General features: G+C 56.5%; 27 protein-coding genes. 10 read left to right on the forward strand and 17 right to left on the reverse strand.

Going from position 1 to position 25,175, the window contains the following annotated elements; genetic code table 11:
• Nucleotides 1-262: 262 nt before the first annotated feature.
• Together HNR64_RS00085 and HNR64_RS00090 are read left to right on the forward strand one after the other, a co-directional pair.
• On the forward strand, nucleotides 263-808 hold the full coding sequence (locus HNR64_RS00085; protein WP_204994610.1) for a hypothetical protein: 546 nt from the start codon (nucleotides 263-265) through the stop codon (nucleotides 806-808).
• A 76-nt stretch (nucleotides 809-884) separates the two neighbouring features.
• The gene (locus tag HNR64_RS00090) at nucleotides 885-1,193 is read left to right on the forward strand and encodes a hypothetical protein (RefSeq protein ID WP_204994611.1); all 309 of its coding nucleotides are present in this window, start codon (nucleotides 885-887) and stop codon (nucleotides 1,191-1,193) included.
• 572 nt (nucleotides 1,194-1,765) lie between these two features.
• Here HNR64_RS00090 and HNR64_RS00095 read toward each other — a convergent pair.
• The 10 genes from HNR64_RS00095 to cyoA form a co-directional block, all read right to left on the reverse strand.
• Entirely contained in the window at nucleotides 1,766-2,053 is a 288-nt protein-coding gene (locus HNR64_RS00095; RefSeq protein ID WP_204994612.1) for a hypothetical protein, read from the reverse strand.
• Nucleotides 2,050-3,660 carry a PepSY-associated TM helix domain-containing protein gene (locus tag HNR64_RS00100; RefSeq protein ID WP_204994613.1) on the reverse strand — a complete coding sequence of 537 codons (1,611 nt, stop codon included), beginning with the start codon at nucleotides 3,658-3,660 and terminating at the stop codon, nucleotides 2,050-2,052. Before HNR64_RS00100 ends, HNR64_RS00095 begins: the two co-directional genes overlap by 4 nt.
• Before the next feature lie 14 nt (nucleotides 3,661-3,674).
• On the reverse strand, nucleotides 3,675-3,959 hold the full coding sequence (locus HNR64_RS00105) for a hypothetical protein (RefSeq protein ID WP_204994614.1): 285 nt from the start codon (nucleotides 3,957-3,959) through the stop codon (nucleotides 3,675-3,677).
• Between the two features lie 231 nt (nucleotides 3,960-4,190).
• Nucleotides 4,191-4,739, reverse strand: coding sequence for a response regulator transcription factor (locus HNR64_RS00110; RefSeq protein WP_204994615.1), 549 nt, complete (start codon nucleotides 4,737-4,739; stop codon nucleotides 4,191-4,193).
• 4 nt (nucleotides 4,740-4,743) lie between these two features.
• The gene (locus tag HNR64_RS00115; RefSeq protein WP_204994616.1) at nucleotides 4,744-6,072 is read right to left on the reverse strand and encodes an ATP-binding protein; all 1,329 of its coding nucleotides are present in this window, start codon (nucleotides 6,070-6,072) and stop codon (nucleotides 4,744-4,746) included.
• An 82-nt stretch (nucleotides 6,073-6,154) separates the two neighbouring features.
• Nucleotides 6,155-6,874, reverse strand: a complete 720-nt coding sequence (locus tag HNR64_RS00120; protein WP_204994617.1) for an SURF1 family protein — start codon at nucleotides 6,872-6,874, stop codon at nucleotides 6,155-6,157.
• 7 nt (nucleotides 6,875-6,881) lie between these two features.
• Nucleotides 6,882-7,229 carry a cytochrome o ubiquinol oxidase subunit IV gene (gene cyoD / locus HNR64_RS00125; RefSeq protein ID WP_027873096.1) on the reverse strand — a complete coding sequence of 116 codons (348 nt, stop codon included), beginning with the start codon at nucleotides 7,227-7,229 and terminating at the stop codon, nucleotides 6,882-6,884.
• Nucleotides 7,226-7,855, reverse strand: a complete 630-nt coding sequence (gene cyoC, locus HNR64_RS00130; RefSeq protein ID WP_204994618.1) for a cytochrome o ubiquinol oxidase subunit III — start codon at nucleotides 7,853-7,855, stop codon at nucleotides 7,226-7,228. Before cyoC ends, cyoD begins: the two co-directional genes overlap by 4 nt.
• Nucleotides 7,855-9,849 (reverse strand): cytochrome o ubiquinol oxidase subunit I, encoded by a 1,995-nt coding sequence (cyoB, locus tag HNR64_RS00135; protein ID WP_338061793.1) that lies wholly within the window; start codon nucleotides 9,847-9,849, stop codon nucleotides 7,855-7,857. The genes cyoC and cyoB overlap by 1 nt, the downstream gene beginning before the upstream one ends.
• 75 nt (nucleotides 9,850-9,924) lie before the next feature.
• Nucleotides 9,925-10,878 carry a ubiquinol oxidase subunit II gene (cyoA, locus tag HNR64_RS00140; RefSeq protein ID WP_204994619.1) on the reverse strand — a complete coding sequence of 318 codons (954 nt, stop codon included), beginning with the start codon at nucleotides 10,876-10,878 and terminating at the stop codon, nucleotides 9,925-9,927.
• Between the two features lie 194 nt (nucleotides 10,879-11,072).
• On the opposite strand from cyoA, the gene HNR64_RS00145 reads away from it, so the two are divergent.
• From HNR64_RS00145 to HNR64_RS00165, 5 genes are all read left to right on the forward strand, one after another.
• The gene (locus HNR64_RS00145) at nucleotides 11,073-12,347 is read left to right on the forward strand and encodes an MFS transporter (protein WP_239547395.1); all 1,275 of its coding nucleotides are present in this window, start codon (nucleotides 11,073-11,075) and stop codon (nucleotides 12,345-12,347) included.
• 127 nt (nucleotides 12,348-12,474) lie between these two features.
• Complete coding sequence (locus tag HNR64_RS00150; RefSeq protein WP_204994621.1) at nucleotides 12,475-13,794, forward strand: DASH family cryptochrome; 1,320 nt, start codon at nucleotides 12,475-12,477, stop codon at nucleotides 13,792-13,794.
• Nucleotides 13,791-15,284 carry an FAD-binding domain-containing protein gene (locus HNR64_RS00155; protein WP_204994622.1) on the forward strand — a complete coding sequence of 498 codons (1,494 nt, stop codon included), beginning with the start codon at nucleotides 13,791-13,793 and terminating at the stop codon, nucleotides 15,282-15,284. The genes HNR64_RS00150 and HNR64_RS00155 overlap by 4 nt, the downstream gene beginning before the upstream one ends.
• Entirely contained in the window at nucleotides 15,284-16,846 is a 1,563-nt protein-coding gene (locus HNR64_RS00160; protein WP_204994623.1) for a cryptochrome/photolyase family protein, read from the forward strand. The genes HNR64_RS00155 and HNR64_RS00160 overlap by 1 nt, the downstream gene beginning before the upstream one ends.
• A gap of 28 nt (nucleotides 16,847-16,874) precedes the next feature.
• Nucleotides 16,875-17,120 carry a DUF202 domain-containing protein gene (locus HNR64_RS00165; protein WP_204994624.1) on the forward strand — a complete coding sequence of 82 codons (246 nt, stop codon included), beginning with the start codon at nucleotides 16,875-16,877 and terminating at the stop codon, nucleotides 17,118-17,120.
• Here HNR64_RS00165 and HNR64_RS00170 read toward each other — a convergent pair.
• Together HNR64_RS00170 and HNR64_RS00175 are read right to left on the reverse strand one after the other, a co-directional pair.
• The gene (locus HNR64_RS00170) at nucleotides 17,117-17,557 is read right to left on the reverse strand and encodes a DUF3429 domain-containing protein (RefSeq protein WP_204994625.1); all 441 of its coding nucleotides are present in this window, start codon (nucleotides 17,555-17,557) and stop codon (nucleotides 17,117-17,119) included. The two genes, HNR64_RS00165 and HNR64_RS00170, sit on opposite strands and share 4 nt — an antisense overlap.
• Nucleotides 17,558-17,689: 132 nt before the next feature.
• Entirely contained in the window at nucleotides 17,690-19,630 is a 1,941-nt protein-coding gene (locus HNR64_RS00175) for an alpha/beta hydrolase (protein ID WP_204994626.1), read from the reverse strand.
• A gap of 350 nt (nucleotides 19,631-19,980) precedes the next feature.
• Here HNR64_RS00175 and minC point away from each other — a divergent pair, with 350 nt between their 5' ends.
• From minC to minE, 3 genes are read left to right on the forward strand one after another with little or no spacing between them, the layout of a single operon-like run.
• Entirely contained in the window at nucleotides 19,981-20,763 is a 783-nt protein-coding gene (minC, locus tag HNR64_RS00180) for a septum site-determining protein MinC (RefSeq protein ID WP_204994627.1), read from the forward strand.
• A gap of 49 nt (nucleotides 20,764-20,812) precedes the next feature.
• On the forward strand, nucleotides 20,813-21,628 hold the full coding sequence (gene minD / locus HNR64_RS00185; protein ID WP_204994628.1) for a septum site-determining protein MinD: 816 nt from the start codon (nucleotides 20,813-20,815) through the stop codon (nucleotides 21,626-21,628).
• On the forward strand, nucleotides 21,625-21,876 hold the full coding sequence (gene minE, locus HNR64_RS00190) for a cell division topological specificity factor MinE (RefSeq protein ID WP_027873106.1): 252 nt from the start codon (nucleotides 21,625-21,627) through the stop codon (nucleotides 21,874-21,876). The genes minD and minE overlap by 4 nt, the downstream gene beginning before the upstream one ends.
• 38 nt (nucleotides 21,877-21,914) lie before the next feature.
• Here minE and HNR64_RS00195 read toward each other — a convergent pair whose 3' ends face one another.
• The 5 genes from HNR64_RS00195 to HNR64_RS00215 all read right to left on the reverse strand — a co-directional run bounded on the left by HNR64_RS00195 (nucleotide 21,915) and on the right by HNR64_RS00215 (nucleotide 25,166).
• A complete protein-coding gene (locus tag HNR64_RS00195) occupies nucleotides 21,915-22,355 on the reverse strand; it encodes a hypothetical protein (protein WP_204994629.1) in 441 nt (146 codons plus the stop codon).
• A 64-nt stretch (nucleotides 22,356-22,419) separates the two neighbouring features.
• Nucleotides 22,420-23,499 (reverse strand): CNNM domain-containing protein, encoded by a 1,080-nt coding sequence (locus HNR64_RS00200; protein ID WP_204994630.1) that lies wholly within the window; start codon nucleotides 23,497-23,499, stop codon nucleotides 22,420-22,422.
• Between the two features lie 105 nt (nucleotides 23,500-23,604).
• Nucleotides 23,605-24,033 (reverse strand): nuclear transport factor 2 family protein, encoded by a 429-nt coding sequence (locus HNR64_RS00205; RefSeq protein ID WP_338061794.1) that lies wholly within the window; start codon nucleotides 24,031-24,033, stop codon nucleotides 23,605-23,607.
• Nucleotide 24,034: 1 nt separating this feature from the next.
• Complete coding sequence (locus HNR64_RS00210) at nucleotides 24,035-24,415, reverse strand: carboxymuconolactone decarboxylase family protein (RefSeq protein ID WP_204994631.1); 381 nt, start codon at nucleotides 24,413-24,415, stop codon at nucleotides 24,035-24,037.
• Between the two features lie 10 nt (nucleotides 24,416-24,425).
• The gene (locus HNR64_RS00215) at nucleotides 24,426-25,166 is read right to left on the reverse strand and encodes an SDR family oxidoreductase (protein ID WP_204994632.1); all 741 of its coding nucleotides are present in this window, start codon (nucleotides 25,164-25,166) and stop codon (nucleotides 24,426-24,428) included.
• Between the last annotated feature and the right edge of the window lie 9 nt (nucleotides 25,167-25,175).

Raw genomic sequence — 25,175 nt, forward strand, 5'->3', positions numbered from 1 at the left:
CTCGGGCGAATAAACTGCTACTCATTGGGATATACAAAAGCCCGTCAGTCGCGCTGCTATGGTCATTAAGAATACCTTTGGTGTCCTACCCCGTTTCGGTGTACAAGGTAGTTCCAGCCGCAAAAGGTATCGAATAACAGTCACAACCCCGCACGATGGATATGTTGTTCACGGATACTAAAGGTAATGACCGCTTGGGAAAACGCCGCGAGATAGTGTGTTTGGCCAGTGTAGCGGCTTTGTTGAGTATGCAACCGCCTGCATGACAGGTACATACCAAAAGCCATGCAAAGGCGGGCTTGGGAGTTTTGGGCATAGAAGCTTCGCTAACTGCAAACGAAAGCTGCCAGAGTACAAAGCTCGCATCGCTGAAACTGAGCAATTTAAGATTGCGCGGGCTCAGCAGGAACAGGAAGCCATCCGCAGTCAACAGCAGCGGGAACAGGAAGATATTGTTCGTGCGCAAACTTTGGTGGATGAGAATACTGACACCATCAGTGCTGCCATTGATCTGTATGCTGAAGCCGATAGCTTGCCTACACCCGTCAAAGAGAAATTAGCCAGTACGTCCTGTGCCGACCTTGATCGGATTAACGCAGTTATGGAGGGCACAGATCCAGACGTAAAACAGCGTGATATTGCAGCATTGAGTGCAGCGCTATCTGACTGCCCAGAAAAGATGGCTTTTTATGCCGCTCAATACGAGAAGGAACTGGAAGCTGAGCGCAGGAAGCAAGAAGCAAGAAGCTGCGACGTTGTTATCGGCCTACTATGGGACACAGTAAGCGCTATCACTGATCGAAAGTGAACGAACGGCGACTATAAGCGCTAACACCAAGAGCGAGCTAAATAGCGCCTGTAAAAACGTGATTCGATTCCAAAAGATGCCAAGTGCCAGCAAATTTCTTCTTACCGACGAGGCATTGGCGTCGTGCAAAAGCGGCATCAAGGCCTTTACTCAAGAAATTGAGAAGCCACTTAAAGTCGCTCAGGAACGGGCACAAGAGCGCCAGCGCAAAGCGATAAAGGCCAGGATAGCAGAAGAGGCAAAGCAACACAGACGTGTCTGGCGGCAAGTACACCAAAAAGGGTTCACTGTTCTGTTCCACGAAATCACAGCTAAAGGAACAACTGACTTGGCTGGCTCAGGATGTGAGAAAGTTTGCGCCGGGCTGTTTATCAACCGGCGCTGATATAGCGGTCGTGGTTATCGACTGGGGTATGACGATGGGCGTCCGGGGGATCAACAACGGTAAAATGTATTGGATTGAGTCATCCTCGCTCGCAGACTAGGTGACAGGATCCTCGAAAGGTGAATCGCCACCTGTTTGCTAGATACCTCCCAGCCAGAGAAGCGATAAGCAAACCTCGAAGCGAGGTTAAAGAGAGCAGTGCGATTAGCGAAAGCCAATGCCGCCCTCGCCGGTGCGCTAGCTGAAATCAAGTAAGGGGGAATAATGATAATCAACAAGAAGCCTAACTCAGTTTCGAAATTTCCCACACCAGAGAAGGTGAAGCGCGAAGTGCAATCGAGGAACGAAACTTTGCCCACGCCAGAAGCGGAGCCGCTTCGTTGTTGCGGCGGTTTAACCGCACCCTATTTAACGCTGGTGCCCTCCGGCAGCGATGAGCGCAAGTAGCCAACTTTCCCCCCTCATAGGGTTTGTTTTATTGCATTCTTTGATGAGCACTCTTTATCCTCTAATGACGTGGACCCCGTCTACACGATAGCAAACGCGTATGGCATGTATTGTTGTGTGGTCGTTTAAGGACGGGATGCAAGAACTTCGGAGAGCAGCCAGCCATAGGTTAGGCTGGCACCCAGCCATAACATCAGGCTGGCCCACATTCCCGCCAGCGCAAGCAGCACACCAGGCACCAGCATTGCGGTGAGCAGCCATCTACGCTGACGTTGCGGAAGTGGCGAAAAGCCTTTGGCGGGGCTTGCGCCATGGCGTGCTAATTTTTGACGCCAACGCAATCGCTTTGGGTCGCGCAGGGCGAGCGCTGTTACGCTAAGCGCGCTGACGGCAATGCTGAGCAGCAACATCATGGCGTGTTAACCTCCATGTCGCCGGTATCAATGAGGGGTTCCTCGGGCAACGCCAGGGTTTGACGCCATTCACGGCGAAGCAGCCAGGCCCCGCCAAGCAGCAGAGCAACATCCAAAACCACAACAGCCGTTAAACCACTTGTGGCCGCGCTTACCCAGCCCGGGCCGCCTAGCAACAAACGCAGCGCTACCAAGGCGCAAAGTCCTAGCCCCAAACTGATGACGAGTATTCGCCGCACGCCGGTAACACGGCGAACGATGCCGGCAAGAATACCGCTTAGCGCCAGACAAAGACCGAAGGCCTTGAACATCAGCGGCTCAACTGCCCCAGCCAGCACACCAGCCTGCTGCAGCAAATAGGCCGCCGCGGCGGCGACCAGTGCAAGGGGAAGCCCCCAAGCACTCCATAGTGTTGCCCGCAATAAATACTGCCATGTTTTCTGCTGCTCTCGGCGCTTAACCCATAGGGTCAGGCCACTAATACAGACATAGGCGCCGGCAAACCCCAGAGCGAACCACACCGTTTTCGACAACCAACCGGCAAAATTTCCAAAATGCAGCGGCCCCATAAGCGCAACCAGGTCACTGCCCAGCGAGGGCGATTGCCCCAATGCCGGTTTTTCACCAAGATTTTCACCAGTCTGGGCGTCGAAGGCGTAGCCTTTGGGCAACAGCTCGCCCTCTGCTTGCCAGGGAAATACGCTAATGCGTGCGTCTTGCCTTCCCCAGTGGTCAACGGTTAAAAACCGCGTGCGATGCCCCGCCGCCCGAACGTCTTCCAACATGGCGTCGATATTCGCCATTTCGGCAGGGCGCGGGTCCTCGGCCGGAGGTAAGCCCTGAACGGTTTCGATAAGTTTTTCCTGGTCGCCGCCGAACGCCACCATGGCAATGGCGGGAATGGCAAAGGCGCCGGCCAGGCTATAGAAGCTGCCGGTAAACGCCAAAATAAACGCAAACGGCAGGTTCCAGGTACTCGCCATCACATGGGCGTCTTTGTGACTGAGCACATCTCCACCGCGCCGGCGACGTAAAAACGCATCTTTAACAAGATGGCGGTGCATGGCAAAACCGCTGACGCAGGCGACTAATAAACTCAGGCCAAGAATACCGGTTAACATCAGCCCCCAGGGCGAGGGCACATGCAGTTGCACATGCCATTCGACCAGAAAGTGTCCGAGCTTGCCGTAGTGGCTTTGCGCTTCGATCTCGCTCTGGGTGCCCTCAAAGCGCTGCAGGATGTCTCCACTGGCCGGGTCAAATACGAATAACACCCCCTTTTCTTCCGGGTGTTCTCCATCCTCTGCCTCAGCATGAGTGTGGAAAAAAGCACGGATACGACCGCCTGCAGTTGCAAAGACAATGAGCTCGTCGAGATATTCAGGCGCCACATCGGCGGCGGCCTTTCTCAACATAGCATCAGTGCCCAGTGGAAAGGTTTCCGGTATAGCGGCCGGCAGCGGCGAGGCCCAGTCATTTATGTCGTCGGCGAATACCGCGATCGTGCCGGTTAAGATCACCCAGTAGAGCAGCAGGCCGAAAATCACCGCGCCCCAGCCGTGAAGCGCCAGCATCGTTTGAGTCGTTTTTTGCTGTAGCTTTAGCATCGATTTCTCGCCGTTTATTGCTGCGCTTGCAGTAGGTGCTGCGCAATTAACGCCGCGTGCACGGCAGTCAATATGAAGATCACTACCGAAGCGCGGCCCAGCCGATCCAATACGCTATAAAAGAACAGCACTGCCCAGATCGCGGGCAGCAACACTACCGGAATAACGAAGTTATTAACCTGTGCTTGCCCCTCAGGCAGCCAGAGAGAACTACCCGCCATAATAATGAGCGTGGCAAGTAGTACCAGCGGCCCAGCCAACACAAACCGCCAGATTTTTTCAGTGCGCGTTCCCGCCATCACTCCCGTCTCTCTGCTTTTTCATCCCTAATTTGTCAGCGCAATGACTACGCCGCGCAGGCGCGAGTTGGCGCTGCAGCGCATTATAACGAGAACGATTTTCATTTGCTATTGAGGGGCGCGCATTTTCTTGCCCCTGCGCAGGAGTAGCAGTAACGGCACCGCACCGCTGCCCTGCCGGCGTGGGAGAAAGGAAAATTCGAATAGTGGGATAGGGTTGGCGAGCGCCGTTTATTTAACTTGCTGCTTAGCCAGTTTTCTCGCCAGTGTGCGGCGATGCATGCCGAGGCGGCGTGCGGTCTCAGAGATGTTAAAGTCGGTTTCAGCCAGCGTTTGGTGGATGCGTTCCCACTCCAGGGTTTTGATGGAGGTCGCACGCCCCGTCACTTTTATATCGGCGTTGCCTTCGGCATTGTTGAAGGCCGCTTCAATGTCATCGGTATTTGAGGGCTTGGCTAAGTAGTGGCAGGCGCCAAGTTTCACCGCCTCAACCGCCGTGGCAATGCTTGCGTAGCCGGTGAGCACCACAATGAGCATATCGCTGTCGTGTTTGTGCAGGGCCTGTACACAGGCAAGACCCGAGGCCTCGCCATCGAGCTTTAAATCCACCACGGCGTAACCGGGAGAGACCTCTGCCAGCAGCGTTTCCACCTGTTCCAGGCGGGTGGCGTGGTGAACCTTATAGCCGCGGCGCTCAAATGAACGGCGGAGCGTGCGCGCAAACGCCTCGTCGTCTTCGACGAGCAACAAGGTTTTCTGATCGTGCTCGGCCTCAGCCATTGCATTAGTCCTCTTTTAACACCAGCGCATCGAGGGGGAGGCGAAGCATAACCTCCGCACCGCCCTCGTCAAGGTTGCGCGCCGCAAATACACCGCCCAACATCCTCGCTACGTTAAACACCAGAAACAGCCCCAGTCCGCTGCCTGGCCGCCCCTTGGTGGATTGATAGGGCTGGCCGAGGCGCTGGTAAACTTCCGCAGCAAAACCGGGGCCGTGGTCGCGCACCGCAATAATTAAGGTGTCGGCGTCGCGCTGCACGGTCAACGCAATCCACTGCGGCGACGCTTCTAAAGCGTTATCCAGCAGATTACACACGGTTTGCTTCAGCACCGAGTCCGAGGCGATATCGACATCCTCACCAAACTGGTTGTCGAAGCGCAACTCTCGGCTATTGCGTGTGCTGCGCCATTCATCGACCAGCTCATCAAAAAACTCACAGACGGTTGTCTCTACCGAGACTTCTCCGCGCGTTTCGCCCGCCGACATGAGTATCCCGCTAACAATCTCCTTGCAGCGCTTAACCTGGGTTTGCATTTCGCCGATGTCATCACCCAGGTCAGCGGAATCGCGGAACACCGGCATGTGGCGCCAGTCGCCCAAAATAACGTCGATAGTCGCCAGCGGCGTTCCCAACTCGTGGGCAGCGCCTGAGGCGAGCAAGCCCATTCGCAGAATATGCTCTTCCTCGGCGGCGCGCTGCCGCAAGTCGGCAAGGCGGGCGTCGTGTTCTCTATGAGTACGGGTAATACGGTTAACAAAGATCACCAACAAGGCTGCCGTCAGTACCACACAGATAAACATGCCCTGCACGTAAACGCTGTCGACACCGAGGTGGTAGTCCAGTGGCAAGCCAGCCAGCGGGTGGCCGACTTCCGCCAGCCACAAAAAACACAGCGCAGCGACGCCCGCCAGTGTCCAGGCCAGTGGTGCCACCATCAGCACCGCCGCCAACCCCACTTGCAATACATAAAGAAAGGCAAAGGGGTTGCTGACGCCGCCGCTCAGGTAGAGCTGAGCCGTGAGGGTGAACATGTCGACCAGCAGTCCGACAAATAACTCGCCGGCGTAGAGCTCGCGACCGAGGCGCAAACTGATTTCGTACACCAGGTTGTAGGCCGCCAGACCCGCCAATACCCCACACATTTTTGCCAGCGGCAGATCGACCCCCAAACTAAAATGAGTGACCAATATGGTAAATAGCTGCCCGAGCACCGCCAACCAGCGCAGCTGCACCAGCTGGCGCATATGTTTGCTGAGGGTTTCATTGTTGCGATAACTGAGCAGCGACATGGCGGCCAACAGAGCGCCTGCCCTGGCCCGGGGGTGTGACATTCTAGGGTTTCTCCCACGCGGTGATAGCGGTCGTTATTATACGTAAGAGACGGCCATCCAGCTCTAGAGCGCGCCGGCCTGCTTAGCGGCGGCGCTTCGCCTCTCGATACAGCATAGCAGCCGCAGCCAAAACCATGGCGGCTAGCGCATACCAGGTCAAGGCGTACACCATGTGAGAGTTGTGAAAGGTGACAACAGTCAGCCCACTGACCGGGGCATTGGCACCGGATTCCGCCGTTTTTGCATCGACGAAGTATGGCGCCAGCGGCACGCTCAAGGCGCTTGCCATTGCCTCGACATCCCGCGAATACCAGCGCTGTTGTTCGGGGAGGTTATCGCGCAGAAATGCGCCCTTTGGCTCAGTGAGCCTGAGCAAGCCCGTCACTTCCTGAGGCCCTTCCGGCGGTAAAGGTGCGCTCACGCCTTGGTCGATATAGCCGCGATTCACCATCACCGTGCCGGCGTGCTCGGTGCGCAGCGGCGTCATCACCCAGTAGCCGCTGCCCAGTTCGGTTACAGCTTTGGCGAGCAGTGTCGCATCGCTAAGGTATTCGCCGCGAAGGCGAATGTGGCGGTATTCATCGCGGTCTCGATTGATATCGGGCCAATCTGCAATGCCTGGCGCCGCTTGCGCAGCGGCGTCCACGCGTGCAGTGACGCGCTCAATCAGCCCGAGCTTCCATACCCGTCGCTCCAGTTGCCAGTTACCCAAGGTCACCAAGCCCGCCGCCGTTGCCAATGCGACCAGCATGGCAACGGCAAGAAAGAACTGATGGCGGCGCGACGTGGGCGAGGCAGCCATAAGCGCCTTACATCATCCCCGGCATCATGCGGACATTCATGTTGTACATAACCCACAATGAACCGAACAAAGTGATGAACAGCAGCACCGCTGTAAATAGTAGCGACAGCATATTCCAGCCGCCTTCGGACTGAAAATTCATGTGCAGGAAGTACACCATGTGCACCAGAATCTGCACAACGGCGAACCCGAGGATCACCATCGCAGTCGTGCTATTGGAGTCGAAGACATTGCCCATAACCAGCCAGAATGGAATGGCAGTGAGAAACACCGACGCCAAAAAGCCAATCATATAGCCGCTAAAGGACGCGTGCGGTAGCTCTTCGTGGTGTTCGTGATCGTGATGATCGCTCATGACATAGACCCCATCAGATAGACAAAGGTAAAGACACCAATCCAAATGACATCAAGGAAGTGCCAGAACATCGACAGACAAAATACCCGGCGGCGATTCGTTAAGGTCAGGCCGTGCTTAGACAGCTGCAGCAACAGCGTTACCAACCAAATCACACCAATGGTTACGTGCAAGCCGTGGGTACCGACCAATGCAAAGAAGGCGGTTAGAAACGCACTGCGCTGTGGGCCCGCTCCCTGATGAATCAGGTGGTAGAACTCATACAGCTCAACGCTTAAAAACGCCGTGCCCAACACGCCGGTGAGCGCCAGCCAGAGCAGTGTGCCCTGCAGCTTGTTCTGCTGCATTTGCAGCAGCGCAAAGCCGTAGGTGATCGACGACAGCAACAAGAAGGCGGTGTTGATCGCCACCAGCGGCAGGTCGAACAAGTCGGCACCAGTGGGGCCACCGGCAAAGCTTTGGCTCAGTACCCCATAGGTTGCAAACAGTGCCGCAAAGATGAGGCAGTCGCTCATCAGGTACAACCAGAAACCCAGCAGCGTACCGTTAGGAGCGTGGTGATCGCCGCGCACGAAAAACTCCAGGTCGCCGTTTTTCGTCGCAGCCGTGGCAGTGGGATGTGACATTAGGCTTTCACCTCACTTGCTTGCGTTTCGATGCGCGCCACCTCATCAGCGGGGATGTGGTAATCGCGATCGTAGTTAAAGGTATGCACGATGGTCGCCAGAATCAGCGCCACCAGCGACAGCGCCGCGGGCAGCCACATGTGCCAGATCAGGGTAAAGCCCAGCACCGTGCTGATACCGGCAATCACCATCCCCGCCGCTGTGTTTTTCGGCATGTGGATCGGTAAGAAGCCGTCTTGAGGCCGCTTCACACCGTTGGCCTTCATTTGCCACCAGGCGTCGTTGTCATGCACGCGCGGGGTAAAGGCAAAGTTGTACTGCGGCGGGGGCGACGTAGTCGACCACTCCAAAGTACGGCCATCCCAGGGATCACCGGTTTCGTCGCGCAGTTGGTCGCGCTTGCGATAGCTGAAATAGAACTGCAGCAGGAAGCAGATAATACCGATGCCGACTAACACGGCGCCGACCAGCGCGATCTGGAACCAGATCTGCAGTGACGGATCGTCAAAGTGGCTCATGCGACGCGTTACGCCCATCAGGCCCAGTACGTACAGCGGCATAAAGGCCAGATAGAAACCGATAATCCAGAACCAGAAGGTCATCTTGCCCCAGAAGGGATCCAGCTTGTATCCCGTTACTTTCGGGTACCAGTAGGCGATAGCCGCAAACACACCGAAGACCACACCACCGATAATCACATTGTGGAAGTGAGCAATCAGGAACAGGCTGTTGTGCAGTACAAAGTCAGCGGAAGGCACAGCCAACAGTACTCCCGTCATACCGCCGATAACAAAGGTCACCATAAAGCCGACCGTCCACAGCATGGGCACGTCAAACTTGATACGACCGCGATACATGGTAAACAGCCAGTTGAACACCTTGGCACCGGTCGGGATCGAGATGATCATGGTGGTGATGCCGAAGAAGCTATTCACCGTTGCCCCGCTTCCCATGGTGAAGAAGTGGTGCAGCCATACCAGGTAGGACAGGATGGTAATGACCACTGTCGCATAGACCATCGACGAGTAACCGAACAGACGCTTGCCGCTGTAGGTCGCCACAATTTCTGAGAACACACCAAACAGTGGCAGGATTAGGATATAGACTTCGGGGTGACCCCAAATCCAGATCAGGTTCACGTACATCATGGCGTTACCGCCAAGGTCGTTGGTGAAGAAGTTAGTGTCGAGGTAGCGATCCATAGACAGCATCGCCAGCACCGCAGTCAGCACGGGGAAAGCCGCCACAATCAGGACGTTAGTGCACAGCGCTGTCCAGGTGAATACCGGCATTTTCATCATCGACATGCCCGGTGCCCGCATCTTCACGATAGTAACCACGAAGTTGACGCCCGACAGCAGTGTACCGACCCCGGCAATCTGCAGGGCCCAAATATAGTAGTCCACCCCCACGCCCGGACTTTGCAGTATCCCGGTCAATGGCGGGTAGGCCAGCCAGCCTGATTTCGCGAACTCACCCACGAACAGTGACATCATCACCAGAATCGCGCCCGAGGCCGTCATCCAGAAGCTGAAGTTGTTTAGGAAGGGGAAGGCGACATCGCGGGCACCGATTTGCAGCGGCACGATGTAGTTCATAATGCCGACCACGAAGGGCATGGCCACGAAGAAGATCATAATCACGCCGTGGGCGGTGAAGATCTGGTCGTAGTGATCCGGCGGCAGGTAGCCCATGGAATCACCAAACGCGATGGCCTGCTGGATACGCATCATGATCGCGTCGGCAAAGCCGCGCAGCATCATCACAATACCCAGAATCATATACATCACACCGATGCGTTTATGATCGATACTGGTAAACCATTCGGTCCACAAGTAGCCCCACAGCTTGGCGCGAGTAACCGCAACCAGCAGAGCAACACCACCAATCGCTACCATGGCGAAAGTCGCCACAATAATTGGGTCGTGGTAAGGAATGGCCTCCAGACTGAGTCGGCCAAAAATCATTTTACCTAGGTCGAACGTGTCAGACATGGGAATTACCGGCGCCCCAGGCGCTGTTCGGGTGAATGGAAGGGCTGCGCTGCAACCCGCTCAAAATGTGAGGCATCAATGCGCATGGTGATCTGCCTCGTGTTGACTGTGATCCTGATGACCACTGTGGCCGCCCATCATGTCCTTCATGCACAGCGTGCCGGGATCAACGCAGCGGTTAAGAATGGCGTCGTAGAGGCCAGGCATCACCGTGTTGAAGTAGCGAACCGGGTCATACTGACTGGGTTTCTCCAGCTCTTTATACGCGGTACGGCTCAACTCGGTGCCCTGGCTTTTAACGGTGTCCAGCCACTGAGCAAAGCCTTCGTCGGTCTTGCCGTGGAATTTAAAGCGCATACCGTTAAAGCCAGCACCGGAGTAGTTAGCAGAGAAACCGTCGTAGACGCCTTCCTCATTAATGACGGCGTGCAACTGCGTTTCCATGCCACCCATGGCGTAGATCTGGCCCGCCAGGGCCGGGATGAAAAACGAGTTCATCATCGTTGTTGCGGTGATCTTAAATTTGATCGGACGATCCAGCGGTGCCGCCAGCTCGTTAACCGCCGCCACATCGTACTCGGGGTAGAAGAACAACCACTTCCAATCCATCGCGACCACTTCCACGATCAGCGGCTCGACACCGGCCGGGACCGGCTTGCCTTCATCCACGCGATCGAGCGGGCGGTAAGGGTCGAGTTGGTGAGTACTCACCCAGGTCATCGCGCCCAGGGCAATAATGATTGCCAGCGGCGCCGCCCAGATCACTAACTCCAAATGCGTTGAGTGATCCCAGTCGGGCTGGTATGTTGCTTTTTTGTTCGACGCGCGATAGCGCCAAGCAAACAGCAGCGTCAGCGCAATGACGGGCACAACGATTATTAACATAAGTACCGTTGCCCAAATAATCAGGTCAGCCTGCTGAGCGGCGATATCGCCCGAGGGCGACATAACAACCCAGTCGCAGCCACTGATCATTGCGACGCCCGCCGTCGCAGCTAATGATTTGATAAGGGTTTTGAACACTGTCATCGCTACACGCTTGTCCAGTTATTGCATTGGGTTGTGGACTGTACGTGAACGAATAGGGAGTGAGAATTGGACAATTTGTCCTATGTTCGCTTTCAAACAAAGCCGTTAGGCTTCGTGTCACTCAGAGTACTACGGGCGGAAAACACCTTCTGACTATGGCAAATTTAACAGCAAATACCTCAACAGCTGAGGACATGAAAACCCCAGCGGGACACTCTCCAGTCGCCCCCAGCGAGATAGCAGTGGGCGTCATTATTGGCAGAGCTTCCGAGCATTTTGACTTCTTCGTGTTCGGTATCGCCTGCGTGCTGGTCTTCCCGCATGTCTTCTTTCCTTTTACTGACTCGCTAAATGGCATGCTCTATGGCTTTGCCATTTTCGCTATGGCTTTCGTTGCTCGCCCCTTCGGCACCGCACTATTCATGGCCATTCAGCGCCGCTGGGGCCGAAGCGTTAAGCTAACCGTATCGCTCTTCCTGTTGGGAACCGCGACGGCGGGCATCGCCTTTTTGCCAAGCTACGCCAGCCTGGGTGGCAGCGCCATCTTCCTGCTTGCCGTGTTTCGAATCTTGCAGGGCTTTGCGTTAGGCGGCTCATGGGACGGCCTACCATCGCTGCTCGCATTGAATGCGCCCCCGGCTAAGCGCAACTGGTATACCATGTTCGGCCAGCTGGGTGCGCCTATCGGCTTCCTGCTTGCCAATGCATTGTTCTTGTACCTAACACTCAGCGTAAGCCAGGAAGATTTCCAAAACTGGGCGTGGCGCTACCCCTTCTTTGTCGCCTTCGCAATTAACGTTGTCGCCCTGTTCGCACGGCTGCGCCTGGTGCTCACCGAAGAGTACACACTGGCGATGGAAGAGAAAGAACTGGAGCCGGTCAGCACCAAGAAAATGCTCGATGAAGAAGGCCCAACGATCTTCCTCGGCGCCTTCGCCGCACTGGCCAGCTATGCTCTGTTCCACATTGTGACGATTTTCCCGCTGTCGTGGATCTCGCTGCAGAACTCTCAGGTCATCACCAATGTGCTGACCGTGCAAATCTTCGGTGGTGTGATCGGCGTTGTCGCAACCCTCGCCTCGGGCCTGATTGCCAGCCGCCTCGGTAAGCGAGCGCTGGTTGCCTCAATGGCGGTGCTGATCGCTGCCTTCGCCGCCTTTGCCCCCGCACTACTCGGCGGCTCGGCGGGTGCGCAAAACGCCTTCATCCTGATCGGCTTCACGCTGCTCGGTTTGTCATACGGCCAATCGTCGGGAACCGTTACCGACAACTTTGCCCCGCGCTTCCGCTATGCCGGTGCGGCACTGACTTCTGACTTCGCCTGGTTGTTCGGCGCAGCCTTTGCCCCGCTGATCGCACTGGGTCTGTCTGTGCACTTCGGTTTGACCGCTGTGTCCGGCTACCTGCTCTCCGGTGCGCTCAGCACTCTGCTGGCACTTTATATCCTGCGCCGCCTCGCGGCGAAGTAGGCCAGCTCCCTTTTAGGCTCTCGCCCCACTCCCCCGGGGTGGGGGCCTTGTTTTCCCGCCACCTTCTCGCAAATCCAAAGCCTTCCCGACACCCTATAAGTTCTAGAGATCACTACTGGGGTTAGGCATGCGCCGAGGACTATTTTTATTCAGCAATGACCTTCGTCTGCACGACAATGCAGCGCTGCGGCGCATTGCCAGTCAAGTAGACGAGTTGTTGCTCGTATATTGCCTGGACCCAGAGTTATTCCGGCCTCGGTTCTGCCAAACCCCGGCTCTGGGCAGCCACCGCCTGAAATTTATCCAGGAGAGTCTGCGCGACCTACAGGCGCAACTGGCCTCGATGGGCCAGCGGCTTACCATTGTCGAGGCGTCGGCAGGGCGCACGATTCCGGCGCTGGTCGAGCGCTACGACGTTGCAGTCATCGCGCAGGCACAGGCCATCGGGCTGGATGAGCGCCGACAGTGGCAAGCCCTGCAACAACAGCTCCCCGACTGCCGTTTTATCGAGGCCAATAATCACTGTTTGTTTGAAGTCGACGAGCTGCCGTTTTCCCTGGGTGGCCTGCCCGAAAGCTTTTCAAAATTTCGCCGCAAACTCGGCGACCAGCTCCCCAGCCCCGCGCTCGCCGCACCCGCTTCGCTTCCGCCGCCACCTGCCGGCTGGCGCACCGAGAGCCACGCAGGTTACAGCGCCGCTGGCGAGCAACGATTTATTGGCGGTGAAACGGCCGCCATCGCTCACTTGAAAAACTATTTTTCAACAGCGCTGCCCACCCAGTACAAAGCAACACGCAATGCACTGTGGGGGTGGGAGACCTCGACCAAGTTTTCTGCCTGGCTGGCAAACGGCTGCCTGTCGCCCAGACGACTGCTCGATACGCTGATCGACTACGAGCAAAGCGTACAGCGCAATGGCTCCACCGAGTGGATTTACGTTGAGTTGCTTTGGCGGGAGTACTTCCAGTTCTATGCCCTGCGCCACGGCGCAGACCTGTTTTCATTTTCAGGCATTAAGCACCAAAAACCGTTAACCAGCTTTTACCCACAACGCTTTCGCCAGTGGTGCGAGGGCACAACGCCCTACCCGCTCGTTAATGCGTGTATGCGCGAGCTAAATGCCAGCGGCTATATGAGTAACCGAGGGCGGCAGATCGTCGCGAGTTGCTTCGTCCATGAGATGGGGCTGGACTGGCGCTACGGCGCGGCCTATTTTCAGCGCCAGCTTATCGATTACGACGTCGCCAGCAATTGGGGGAATTGGCAGTATCTGGCAGGTGTTGGCGCTGACCCGCGCGGACACCGACACTTTGACCTGAATAAGCAAACCGAACAGTTCGACCCCGATGGTGAATTCCGCCGTCACTGGCTCGGCGAGGACGCCACCGCCGTCGAGCTCGACCATATCGATATCGTTGACTGGCCCATCCTGAGAGAGGGGCAATGAGCCGCGCCATTCAACTGGTGTGGTTAAAGCGCGACCTTCGCCTCAGCGACCACGCCCCCCTTGCCAACGCCTGCGCGGCGGGCGGACCGGTACTACTTCTATACATTTTCGAACCGGAATTACTGGCCGACCCCCACTATGATGAGCGTCACTGGCGCTTTGTGTGGCAATCACTGGAAGCCATGCAAACCGCGCTGAAACCCTTTGGCGGACACGTTCAGGTATTGCACGGCGAGGCACTGGCAATTTTTTCCGCTCTGCAGCAGCGCCTTACCATCGACACCGTTTTCAGCCACCAGGAAATCGGGCTGGCCTCCACGTTTGCTCGCGACCGTCGGCTTGCCGCGTTCTTCACCGCATCAAACATACACTGGCAGCAAAGCCCTAGCGGCGCTGTTCAGCGCGGCGCAACGCATCGGCACGGTTGGGACAGTCGATGGCAGAAAGTCATGCGCGCATCACCGGCCGCGCCGTCAATGAATAGCGCCACATTTGCAGAACCACTGCAGCCAAACGGCTTTGACATGCAGCCACCGGCAAGCTGGACAAGCCCAAATGCCGCCTTTCAGCAGGGCGGCGCTGATGCCGCCTGGCAAACCCTGCACAGCTTCTTTGAGCACCGTGGCAAGGACTACTACCGCTCACTGTCCAGCCCTGAGCTGAGTCGCGCAGCCTGTTCCCGTCTGTCGCCATACTTGGCGTGGGGCTGCATTAGCCTGCGCGAGGTCTATCAATATTTACTCGCGCGCTGGCGCACGCCGGGCTGGTCTCGCAGCCATGTCGCCTTTTCCTCACGGCTTCACTGGCACTGCCACTTTATGCAGAAATTTGAAAGTGAATGTGAAATGGAGACGCGGCCACTCAATCGCGCCTACGAGGCGTTTCCATGGCGGGAGGGGGAAGACGCGGAGCGCGACCTCATCGCCTGGCAATCGGGTAAAACCGGCTATCCTTTAGTGGATGCCTGCATGCGCTGCCTGCAGGCCACCGGTTACATCAACTTTCGGATGCGCGCCATGTTAGTGAGCTTTCTCTGCCATCACCTACGGATCAATTGGACGCGGGGTAGCCGGCACCTGGCATCACTATTTCTGGATTTCGAGCCCGGCATTCACTACCCACAAATGCAAATGCAAGCCGGCGTTACCGGGATCAATACGCTGCGTATCTACAACCCTGTTAAACAATCCCAGGAGCACGACCCCGAGGGAACCTTTATTCGCCAGTGGTTGCCAGAGCTGGCAAACCTGCCCAGCCCCGTCATCCATCAACCGTGGCATATTCCACCGCTGGAGGCGGCCATGTATCACTTCACACCGGGCAAGGATTACCCGTTACCCATCGTCGATATTAGCGTCAGCGGGAAAACAGCACGAAGCGTGTTCTGGCAGTGGCGCGCCCGCCCCGATGTTAAGCAAGAAGCCCAGCGTATCTTGGCCACGCATGTGCGCCCCAAACTCAACACCACCCCGACGAAGCGAGCCGGATAATGCGCCAGTATCAACGCCTGCGATTGATTCTCGGTGACCAACTGAATGCCAGCCACAGCTGGTACCGAGAGCACGACGATCAAACCCTTTACGTTATTGCCGAGCTGCATCAAGAAGCCAGCTACTGCCGACATCACATTCAGAAACTGTGCGGCTTTTTCGCCGCCATGGAGCAGTTTGCCAAGGCGCTAAAAAAAGCGGGCCACCATGTCCTGCACCTGAACTTGGATGACACTGCAGAAGACGCCGATCTCAACGCCCTGCTGCAACGCTTATGCCGCCACTACGGGGTTTCACAGCTGGAGTATCAGCAACCTGACGAGTACCGGGTGCACCAGCAGTTACAAGCGCTGACACTAGCAAATGGCGTGCAGCATCACTGCGTAGACAGCGAGCACTTCATGCTGCCCTTTGCGGAACTGGGGCAGTATTTTACGGCAGGCAAAGCCCAGAAAATGGAATTTTTCTATCGCAAAATGCGCAAACGCTTTCATGTGTTAATGGACGGGGAAAACGGCGATGAGCCCCGTGGCGGGCGGTGGAATTACGATGCAGATAACCGCAACAAGCTCAGTGCTGAGGACCTCGACGGCATCCCCGAGGCGCTGTGTTTTGCCAACCCCGTTGGGCCGATTCGCGAGCGCATTGCCCGCCACAACATCGCCAGCATCGGCCAGGACGGCGACGAGCTTCCCTGGCCGATTACCCGCCAGCAGGCCCTGCAACTGCTCACGTATTTTTGTGAGCAGCTGCTACCGAACTTCGGGCGCTTTCAAGACGCCATGACTGCACGTAGCGAGCATCGGTGGAGCCTTTATCACTCGCGCCTCGCCTTTGCGATGAACAGCAAGCTGTTGTCGCCAAAGCAGGTGATTGATGCATCTCTGAATGCCTTTGAGCGAAGCGATGGCGCGATAGATATTGCGCAAATCGAGGGTTTTATCCGCCAAATTTTAGGCTGGCGAGAATTTGTGCGCGGCGTTTATTGGGCAAATATGCCCGACTACGGCGAGCGCAATGCCCTGAATGCCCAGCGACCGCTGCCGCGTTGGTATTGGAACGGCGAGACACACATGCACTGCCTGAAGCAGGCAATAGACCAGTCGCTGACGCACGCCTACGCCCATCATATCCAACGCCTAATGGTCACTGGGAACTTTGCGCTGCTGGCTGGCATTCATCCCGATGCGGTCGACAGCTGGTACCTGGGCATTTATATCGATGCCCTGGAGTGGGTGGAAATGCCCAATACTCGCGGCATGAGCCAGTACGCCGATGGCGGCTTGGTGGCCAGTAAAGCCTACGCCGCGAGCGGTAACTACATGAACAAAATGAGCGACTACTGCGGCGACTGCCACTACAAGGTGAAAGAAAAAACAGGCGAGCGAAGCTGCCCTTTAAATAGCCTGTACTGGCATTTTATGCTGCGCCACCGCGAGAATTTTGCGCGTAACCCGAGGGTGGGCATGGTTTACAAAAGCTGGGATAAGATGGCTGATGACAAGCAACAAGCCGTGTTGCAACGCGCCGACTGGTGCCTGGAGAATATCGACACGCTATAGTGTTTGCACCTTTACACAGGAGCGCCACATGGAAGACAGCCAAGTACGCGACCAGCTCGCCTTAGAGCGCACCCTTCTCGCCAATGAACGCACGCTGCTTGCCTATTTGCGCAGCGCCCTCGCCTTCGCCGCTGCTGGTGCGGCCATCCTTCATTTCTACGCTCAACAAGCGCTGCTGGTCAGTTTGGCATGGGGCTTAGTCGCCGCCGGCGCCGCCATCGGCATTTGGGGCGCCTACCGCTTCGCTCAAGTTCGCAGGCGCCTGCGTAATTAAGCCAGGCGCACAATGAACAGCCCGGCGAGTAAGCAGGCGATCGCAACGCTGCTAAGGCAGCAGCGCAAACTGATATACCAGCTGGGTAAGCCATAGCGGTAATAGCGAAACAAGTCATAACACCAGAGAATACCGAGTAGGATGGCCAACGTAAGGTAGGCTTGCGCCATTGGCATCCATACCGTAAATGCCACCGCGATCGCCGCCGCCATTCCCAGCAAGGCATCGTTGAAGCACGGTGCTGAAAAGGTCCCTCCCCAAAGCGTTCCCGCCATAAAAGCGGTGATGGCCACGCCATAACTGTGCAACGCCACCTGGCCGGTCAGGCCGGCCCAACTGCCGCCGACATACACGGCCCACAGCGCTGCAATAAACGGTATCGCACCCAGCGCACCTGCCAGCAGGTAGCTGCGTTGCGCAATGCCTGTTGTCGCCATAAGTTTTCTCCTCTTTCGTCAATACGAAAAACAAGAAAAGCCCGGATTTATCGTCCAGAAACAAAAAAGCGCCCGAGGGCGGGCGCAAGCTGTGAAACGACCACCCGGGAGAGTGGTCACGCACTAAAAGTGTTAGCGGTAGGGGACGGTCTGAAACAGCACATCGGTCAGCTGAAAGGTGCCCGCGGGCTTTTGGTCAAAGGCTAATTTAATTGACGACAGCGCACTGAGGTCGACACCGGCATCGTGAATCACTTTGGCATCCAGTCGGAACGGCAGCATATTAATGACCGTCTTGGCTCCGGTATCGCGCGCCGATACCATCAGCCCCGGCGGAAAATACAGCGCGTCGCTGTAGTCACTGGCGAGCAAGGTCACGGCGTTGCCAGACACATCGCTGAGCGTGAGATGCAGATCCTGGCCGGTGGCATTTTCCGGCGTAACACTCACCCCCATACGCAGCGTCAGAAAGTCTGCCGCGCTGGCGTCAAGACCCTCGGCTGGCAGGGCAAATTCAATACTGGCGCCCGTTCCCAGATAGTTGGCAAACACCTGCGGCGCTTTAGAGATGGTTGACGGCGACGGGCAACGGTCTTCATTCATGCCCAGTAAGTCTTCCAAACTACCGCCATTTGGCGCGCACCAGCCAGTAAAGGTGAAGCCGTCAAATGTATTGGCGCCAAATTCGTTCATCAGTAACGAATCCTCGCTGAGCGTTTTGTCGACGACGATCAGGTTTTCTGATGACTGATGAAAGGACAAATGCAGTCGCTCGTCACAGGTATCAACCCCCTCTGGACAGGCACTGGCGGGCGCGCTATCCACAGCGCTCCAATACCCGGCGAATTGCTCTTCACCGCCAGCGAAGAGTCGCAGGAAGCTGCTGATCAAAAACTCGCCATGGCGGCGCTGGTCACTGCGGCTAAAGCGACCGCTTACCGGCGAGGCTTCCGTGCAGTAGGGGTCAAAGCCATTCAGGGTGGCGTCATCGTTAAACCAAAAGTCGTTGTAGTAATTGTGATTGGCGCCCATCGCGGTAAGCATGAATTGCGGCTGCGACACATCGTCGGCGTTGTAGCGAACATTGTCATACATATATACGCCGTGGAGGGTCGACACGTCGCCGTCACAGTAGGGTGACAGAGTGGCCCAGGCGGTATTGAGCGGCAGTTCGGAGTCAAAATCAGTAGGTGCTAGAGAGAACACCGCCTTTATGTCGTGGGGCTGGTCAAAATCGCTAGTGCGGCGAAATTGCGGGTCTTGGTTGTAGGTGATGGTTTTGGCAACCCCATTACCGCCCCGGGAGTGCCCCATCAGGCCGATGCGGCTGAGGTCAATGCTGTCGAGCAAAACACTAAAGTCATTACCGGCCTCATCCTGGTGGTAAGCCGAGTCGGGCTGGGTGGCGATATCGCGGAAAATATCCAAGTGGTGCAATATCACTTCCGCTCGGGCGGTGATGCCCTGGTCGTTAGAACCTGAGTCCTGGGCGTTGATGTCATTCACATCCACCGACAGCACCACATAGCCGTGGGAGGCCATGGTGTCGGCGATATAGTCATAGCCTTTATCCGAGCGGATAGGCACTAAACCGTTTGCTTCGCAGTCCGTGCCAGAAGATTCGTCGCCACTGGCATCGCCAGTAGTCGAACACGTTGAGTGGCGGCCGTGCTGGAACAAAATCAGCGGAAAGCCGTCTTCGGGTATGTCACTGGCGCTGTCTACCACCGGGTAGTGAATCACACCGAGAATATCCACCGGGTCGGCAAACTGGTCGACGCTGCTGCCGTCGCTATCATCAATATTGCGGGTGGCCATCACCGCGGCATATTGGTAATCGATGGGGCCAGCAATCTGGTAGGGGCCCTGCGTGTCGGCATCTGGCGCTGCGCCATCAAAGCGGCTTTCAGAGAAAACTGGTGTTTCAACCACAGGTGGGGTGGGATCATCGACTACGCCTCCCTCCCCCCCTGCGCCCGATGAGCTTCCCGATCCGCCACAGGCGGTCAGTAACATCAGTGCACTACCTACGATCCACTTGCGAGGCGAATCAAAAGACGACGAATAAACCATGACACCACTCCTTACTGCTTTAAAGGATGACTTGCATCGGTGCCCTCCTGGCTTACGCTGCAAAAGTAGCCGCTGCATAACTCACTATCGCAGCGGCGAATAACAAGGTCACTGCAGCTTTAATGCCAGCTTTTCAAAAATTAGTATTGCAGTGAAAGTCGGTGTTTTTTCGATCAATCGCGCATCTAACGCCCTTTTATAGGGCGCTGCGGGATGCATTCAGCGCGTAGTGCACCAGTAATGACCGCGCCAGTGCGCTCACTGGAAGCGGGTTTTCAACTTGCGGCCAACACCACATCAAGCTATAAGAAGCCGCCATTTTCATTGCAAACTCCGGTACACTTGAGCGCATGGATTCAAAACCTCAAAACGCAGAACTCCCCTTCGGCAGCGCGCCGCAATTTCGCTTGAAAGCGGGCTTGTTCCCGCTGACGCAACTCGATATCAGCGACTATGAGCACAGCTGCTTTGAGCAGCAGTTGCGCGCCAAAGCCGCCGAAGCGCCGGCCTTTTTCCAGCACACCCCGGTCGTGCTCAACCTAGAGCCCTACCAGGGCACGCTGGCGCCGCCCGTGCAGGAAATGGCCGCACTGTGCCGCGAGCATGGCTTGATTCCCGTCGCCCTGCGCAGCCCGGATGACGCAATACAGGAACAGGCGCGCGCTTGCGGCCTGGCCATCATGCCCGCTGGTCGCCCCGCTCGCGAAACTGCCGATACATCTGACACCTCCAAGGCTTCCGAGAGCGTTGCGGTCAAAGCAGAGCCAGAGACCGCCGCGCCAACCAGCGAGGCGCCCACTGCGCGGCCCAGCAAAGTGATCGACACGCCGATTCGCTCCGGCCAACAGGTTTACGCCGCTGGCGGCGACTTAATTGTGCTGTCGTCGGTATCAGCCGGCGCGGAAGTACTCGCCGATGGCAATATTCATGTTTACGGCGCACTCCGCGGACGCGCTCTGGCAGGTGTACGCGGCGACACTTCTGCACGAATATTTTGTCAGAGTTTGGAGGCCGAACTGGTATCTATCGCCGGAACCTTTAAGCTGGATGAAGATTTTCGCGGCCAGCATTGGAAGTCCGCCGCAAAGATTCGCCTCGACGAGCAAACATTAGAGATTCAACCACTCAGTTAATTGAAAGAAGGGCGCAACCCGCCCTGCCAACATATAAGGGAGCCTTGCTTTGGCCAAAATTATTGTCGTGACCTCCGGGAAGGGCGGCGTGGGTAAAACCACCAGCAGTGCCGCAATCAGCAGTGGCTTGGCGCTACGCGGCCACAAAACTGCCGTTATCGATTTTGATATTGGTTTGCGCAACCTCGACATTGTGATGAACTGCGAGCGCCGCGTTGTCTATGACTTTGTCAATGTGATCAACGGTGACGCAACGCTGCGCCAGGCACTGATTAAAGATAAGCGCGTCGACAATTTGTATATTCTCCCCGCCTCGCAAACTCGCGACAAAGATGCGCTGAGCATGGACGGTGTAGAGCGCGTACTTAAAGAGCTCGCCGACGACGGTTTTGAATACATTATTTGCGACTCACCCGCGGGCATTGAGCACGGTGCCTTTATGGCGCTGTACTTCGCCGACACCGCGATCGTGGTTGCCAACCCCGAGGTAAGCTCAGTGCGAGACTCCGACCGCATTCTCGGTATTCTGCAGAGCAAATCCCGCCGCGCTGAAAACGGCGAGCGCGTGGAAGAATACCTGCTACTCACCCGCTACAACCCGGAGCGCGCGGCCAAGGGCGAAATGCTGGCGGTGGAAGATGTCGAAGAAATTCTGGCAACCAAACTGCTGGGTGTTATCCCCGAGTCAGAAACCGTATTGAAGGCGTCAAACCAGGGTATTCCGGTTATTCACGACGACCAGAGCACGGCGGGGCAAGCCTATAGCGACGCCGTGGCACGCTTACTCGGCGAAGAGGTGGAGCAACGTTTTATTCACGCGGAACAAAAAGGCCTGTTCAAGCGCCTGTTCGGGAGGACTGCATGAGCATCCTGGACTTTTTCCGCAACAACAAAAAAGATACCGCCGCCGTCGCCAAAGAGCGGCTGCAAATCATTGTTGCTCACGAACGCAATCAACGGAACCAGCCCGACTATTTGCCAAAACTTCAGCAAGAGCTGCTGGAAGTGATACGCAAGTACGTGGATGTGAACCAGGATCAGGTCGAAGTGGCCTTGGACAATGCCGGCAACTGCTCGGTACTTGAGCTAAACATCACCCTGCCTGACCGCTAAGCCGTGCTGCGGGAATGACCAGCGCATTCCCGCCGCCGCTAACGTGGTGCAAAGGACTGCATATACGGATTCGCGCTGCTGCGCTGCACATGGATGTATCCGTGCTCGGTGAGTTCGTGACAGCTATTGCAGCCATCAATCAACTTATCAAACGCCGTGCTGGCTCGGCTGACATCGCCGCTATCGATTGCCGTTTCCAGCTTTAACACCAGCGGTTTAAGCGTACTGGCCGACAAGCGCCCTACCGGATAGTCGCCATAGCTTTCAATGTCACTGGCCTGCTTTACCGCCGCTTCCAGCTCGTGGGCATAAAAATCTGCCAGCGTCAGGTTGCTCGCATCCAGCGACAGCTGCAGTTTGTGCGCAAAGCGCTGCATATCGCCCATCACGGCAATCAGGTCAGGGCTTTCATTTGCCTGCAATAGCGAACTTCCCGACATAACCGTGCCGACGCACAGCCCTACTATCCATTTCTTCATTGGGCGCTTGTATCCTAAAAAATAAACGGCTGATGTTATACCAAAACGCGCAGAGGCGACTCCACTACTGCGGCGATTTGTCGCTATCGCCATGGGCCAACTCATCGTGTAGGAAGCCCATCTGCCGCGCGCGCTGCTCCCAGCGCTGACGCGCAAATACCTGCATATCGACCACTTCATCGGTTTCGTCGGTAATTTCAAAGCCCAGCAAGGTTTCCACCAAATCCTCGGTTGTTACCAAGCCGTGCAACTCGCCGTACTCGCCCACGGCCAATGCCATTTGTTTACCGGGTACCAGCATCTTTTGAATCATGCCGCGCAGCGGCAAGTTGTCGGGCACAATTAACAGTGGGCGCTGAAGGGTGTGCAGCACTGTGCCCGGCGCCTCAATCGCAGCGCGTAAAATTTCGTCTTTGCGCACGAAGGCGTAAACGTTATCGGCCTGGTCGCGATAAATCGGAATACGGGAGAACGGCAGGCTGGGGTTTTCAGCCAGAACCTGCTCGGCGGTTTTGTCACCATCCAAACTAAAAATTACCGGCCGCGGGCTCATCACGTCGCGCACTTTTAGGCGACTGAAATGCAGCAAGCTGCGCACTGCCCGCGCTTCGCGCGGCGAGAACACTCCTTCCTCAACACCCAGCTCGGCAAGGGCGGCAAACTCGGCACGGCTAACGGATGCGGCTTCTTCTTTCTGACTGAAAAAGATGGTTATCCACTGGGTGAGCCAGACCAGCGGCGACATCAAGCGCTGCACCCATTTCAAAATAAGCGCGCAGGCGGGTGCCAGCTGACGCCAGTAACGCGCGCCCAGCGTTTTGGGAATAATCTCGGAAAAGACCAGAATCAACAGGGTGAGTACCGCGGAGATCACCCCGAAATACACTTCGCCAAACAGTGCCGTGGCCTGCGCGCCCGCCCCCGCCGCGCCCACGGTGTGGGCGATGGTATTCAAACTGAGAATGGCCGCCAGAGGTTTGTCGATATCTTCTTTGCAGCGCTGCCACCAGGTCGCGGTGCGCTGACCACTGGCCAAGCCCGCCGCAATATAGGAGGAGTTAACACTTAACAACACAGCTTCGAGCAGTGAGCAGAGAAAAGACACGCCCAACGCCAAAAAAACATACAGCGCCAATATGGCCATTACGCTTACGCCTCATCGTGGTATCGATAGCGCTAACTGTGTCACAGCTTTCGCCGGACTTAAATCCTCTGCGCGAACAAAGTCGGCAAACAGCAGAGCCGTGCTTTAGCCATTCGCCGCCGGGCGCTGACCACCGCACAGAATGTCACTCACCAACTCGGTATCCATATATTCCTTCAGCTCGATAATGCGCCCGTCTTTGAAGCGAAAGAGAAAGTGGTAACGGTTGTGATAATGCTGACCAGAGCTGTGGTCGCCGCGACTCTCGGCCTCCACCGCCACGCGCTCACCCTCGGCAGTGGTCGCGGTGATCGTGAACTTAAGGCCATTTGGGAAGGCATCCAGTACGCCCACTGCGGACGTCGAGATTTCTTCCAGATTATAACGACCGGAAATCAATGTTCGGCCCGAGGTCCACAGGGTCGCATCAGGGTGATAAAAGGCTAAAAAACCTTCGGTGTCGCCCGCCGACAAGCACTCAATAAAGCGGATGGCCCGCTGACGATTCTGTTCACTTAGCGACGTGTCTGCCACGCTACTCGCCCTCCTGTTTCTTTATTTTGGCCATTAGCCCCATCAGCGCCATGCGCATTTTAGAGGCTCTTGGGTAGCCAATATACTGGGTTAGAAACAGTACGGCCTCCTCCAATTGGGCCTCATCCAGCTCCCCGCGTGTAAACGCCGACTGCGCCTGAATGGTGAAGGTCATGTCCTCCCCCTGGGCCGCTATTGCCCCCAGCAGCAACAGCCTGCGGTCGCGAATGCTTAGGGTATCGTTGTCCCACAGGTCGCCAAACAGCGAGCCCAACATGAAGTCGAAAAAGCGGTCTTCACCTTCCTTGGGTGGCTCGGGCAGGGCATTGCAATACACCTCTTTAAACTTTTCGATACCGCGTTCACGTTTTGACTCTGTCATAGCAGCGCTCCTAAACCCGCATAAACTGACCGCCGTCCACGTTCAATATGTGGCCGGTGATCCAAGAGGCTTTATCGGACAACAAAAACAGTGCCGCATCGGCCATATCATCAGGCGTGCCGAGACGACTCAGTGGCATTTGCTTGACCAACTCGTCGGCGTAGTCACCTGCGGTATTGCGCAAGCCCTGGGTCTCGGTGGGGCCGGGAGCGATGGCGTTGATGCGAATTTTTCGCCAGCCCAGCTCGTTGGCAAGCGAGCAGGTCAGGCCATTGAGTGCCAGTTTGGCCACGCCGTAAAAACCGATATTCATCCACGCCGCCGTGGAGGACTGGTTTACTATCGCCGAGCCTTCCGGCATATGCGGAACACAGGCGCGCGCCATTAACAGGCTGCCGTGGACATTCACGCGCATGAAGGTATCGAGGTAGTCCATATCGACATTCATATAACCTTCTATCTTCATGTCGCCAAAGATCGCCGCATTGTTAATGAGGTAGTCGATCTTGCCGTAAGCGGACTTCGCTGCCTCCGCACAGGCAATACACGAGGCCTCATCACCGACGCCGGTGCGCACAAACATCGCCTCACCGCCACCCTGCTGAATGTCGGCCACAACCCGCTCGCCTTGCTCAGCATTTAGCTCGGCGACCACGACCCGCATGCCCTCGGCGGCGCAGCGTTTGGCATAGCCTTCGCCAATTCCCTGCCCCGCCCCCGTAACCACCACTACTTTGTTGTGAAAACTCATTATTATTTT

The organism is Spongiibacter marinus (genome assembly GCF_016906995.1).
GTDB lineage: Bacteria > Pseudomonadota > Gammaproteobacteria > Pseudomonadales > Spongiibacteraceae > Spongiibacter > Spongiibacter marinus.